The sequence below is a fragment of the Dryocola clanedunensis genome, assembly GCF_038405435.1.
GTDB classification, from domain to species: domain Bacteria; phylum Pseudomonadota; class Gammaproteobacteria; order Enterobacterales; family Enterobacteriaceae; genus Dryocola; species Dryocola clanedunensis_A.
On sequence record NZ_JBBYHZ010000098.1, the window covers coordinates 1 to 660 of the forward strand.

The 660-nt window shown below is 66.7% G+C and carries 2 protein-coding genes; both read right to left on the reverse strand.

Going from position 1 to position 660, the window contains the following annotated elements; all coding sequences use genetic code 11:
* Nucleotides 1-148: CoA-transferase (locus tag AAE045_RS23630; protein WP_455549744.1), on the reverse strand; the 148-nt coding region annotated here is incomplete at its 3' end.
* Nucleotide 149: 1 nt separating this feature from the next.
* On the reverse strand, nt 150-660 hold a 511-nt coding region (locus tag AAE045_RS23635), incomplete at its 5' end, for a CoA transferase subunit A (protein WP_455549743.1).

Here is a 660-nt window from a genome sequence, read left to right on the forward strand (position 1 = left end):
GCCCATTCTCGGACTGCAACCACACGTCCACGCCGTCGGGAATATGGTTGGCCACCAGGGTCGGCAGACCGATGCCCAGGTTCACGTACGCACCGTCGGTCAGCTCGCGCGCGGCGCGCTGTGCCATTTCATCACGGGTCCAGGCCATCTCAGTTCGCCTCCTGGCGCACGGTACGCTGTTCGATACGCTTCTCGGGGTGCGGGTTGTGCACGATGCGGTGCACGTAGATGCCCGGCAGATGCACCTGGTCCGGGTCGATGCTGCCCACCGGCACCACCTCTTCCACTTCCACGATGCACAGCTTGCCGGCCATCGCGCAGGCCGGGTTGAAGTTGCGCGCGGTCTTTCGGAACACCAGGTTGCCGGCCTCGTCGGCCTTCCACGCCTTGACCAGCGCGATGTCGGCGCGCAGCGCGGTCTCCATCACGTAGTGCTTGCCGTCGAACTCGCGGGTTTCCTTGCCTTCGGCCACCACCGTGCCGTAGCCGGTCGCGGTGAAGAAGGCCGGAATGCCCGCACCGCCGGCGCGCAGCCGCTCGGCCAGGGTGCCCTGCGGGTTGAACTCCAGCTCCAGCTCGCCGGCCAGGTACTGACGCTCGAACTCCTTGTTCTCGCCCACGTAGGAGGAGATCATCTTGCGGATCTGGCGGGTCGCCAGC